The 1,691-nt window shown below is 32.6% G+C and carries 3 protein-coding genes; all 3 read right to left on the bottom strand.

From position 1 onward, the window contains the following. On the bottom strand, positions 1–224 hold a 224-nt coding region (locus ACU8DI_RS15295; protein WP_447113601.1), incomplete at its 3' end, for a hypothetical protein. Between the two features lie 164 nt (positions 225–388). After that, the gene (locus tag ACU8DI_RS15290; RefSeq protein WP_447113663.1) at positions 389–877 is read right to left on the bottom strand and encodes a hypothetical protein; all 489 of its coding nucleotides are present in this window, start codon (positions 875–877) and stop codon (positions 389–391) included. Positions 878–1,039: 162 nt separating this feature from the next. Then, positions 1,040–1,531 (bottom strand): hypothetical protein, encoded by a 492-nt coding sequence (locus ACU8DI_RS15285; RefSeq protein ID WP_447113662.1) that lies wholly within the window; start codon positions 1,529–1,531, stop codon positions 1,040–1,042. Positions 1,532–1,691 lie beyond the last annotated feature (160 nt).

The following is a 1,691-nucleotide window of genomic DNA, read 5'->3' as shown; positions in this document are numbered from 1 at the left end:
GGTTCGCGCACAAAAATTTGGTCAAATACCCAATTCAGTCCTATAAACTGACTGTTTTTGGCTTTAGGCTCACTTCTGAAACGAAATGGATTATTTTGTTTTATTCCAATGTGGCAAGTCGGACAACCAATATTTGGTTCATAAGTCAATTCCATATATCCAAAGTCGTCTTCTGGTTGTGGATAACCAAATTGCTCTGTCTTTATGTGATACCAATTATTCATTTTCGAATTTCAAGCATTATTGCCAACGTAATTGTGTATGATATCGTGCGATTGGAAACGATCGTTATTTTCCGTCGTTACGATTCTAAAGTTTAAATATAAGAATTAAAACTGAAGCTAGAGTAGAGCATGGATTATACACGTTGTTGTGTGTAGTGTTTAATTCAGTCGTTTTCTTTTTTCAATTCGGCTTTTATTCGGTCAGCTGATTTTGCGATGAACAATAAGAGAATTATTGCTACAATATTTATATTCAATTCAATTATGTCAGGATTCGCATTTCTAGATAAATTCCAATTTGCAAATCCAAAGTCAAGTCCAACCATAGTATCATTAGTCAATTCTGTCGTTATTCGAAGATAAATTCCAATTGCAAAGTCAAAAATGTAACCAAATAGGACAAAACTAATAACTTGAGTCGCTTGTGAAAAAAGAGATAGATTTAGACCTTTCTGATATTTTTTTTGAGTGAGTAAAATTCCGCTATAAATTGAAATTCCGCATAACGTAACAAATAATGAAAGTGAAAAAATGAAAAATCCGTTTGAATTCAACTTATCATAAAAGCTTAAAAAAATGAGTAATAATCCGAATATTCCTCCTATAATTTCATAGTACCCTAGATATTCAATTCGTTGGTAGATTTTTTTCATTCACGGTTTTTTTTACATTACACACAACGGTCTCGTATAACCGTCAGTTACGGGTTAATATGCGTTAATTTTCGGTTTGACACTGACTTTAGCAATTCCGAGTGGATTCGGACGTAGTCGAATCCGCCGTAATTGCGGTTATACATTGTTGTACACCGTTTTTTATTCACAGTCTTTTATTAAATTCCAATCTACAGATACAGTTTTAGTCTCTGGATTATATTCAAATTCCGTTATTTTATTCTTGCAATTCAAGGTTAAATAATCATTCTCTAATTTGTTAGTGTACCAATAGCCTAATAAATTAGCGTAGTGTTTTATCGGATAGCAACTTTTCTTTTCCAATTCAGAGAGTTGTTCATATTCCTCAATATCGATACTTTTAAAAGTAGGCAACTCAATTTTACCTAAATCCAACTTTGTAAATTCAAATTCCAGATTAAGTATTTCAACTGATAATTCACGGTCTTTTAAAATCAAGTCCGCTTTTACTATTCGTTCAGGTATTTGCAATTCAAAGAATCCGTCAAAATCCGAATTTATTTTCAAATCCGAATTTTTAAAATATACTTCAACTCCAGGTAATTCTGATTCGTCCAAAAATAGATGACCAGATATTTGAGCATTTGCTATTCCGCTGAATGCTAAAATCAAAATCGATATGTAGAATGTCTTTTTCAAATGGTGTACAACGTAATTGTGTATGATTTGTTGCGGTTTTACAGCTTGCGTATGCAGCTGATGTTCCGCGGGAAAGACGCAAGCTGTTTAGCTCAAATTTTTCCGTTGAGACTAAGATAGTAATTTGTAGGAA

Source organism: Psychroserpens sp. BH13MA-6, from assembly GCF_052983595.1.
Note: the sequence above shows the minus strand (reverse complement) of the source record. Positions and strands in the feature narration are given on the sequence as shown.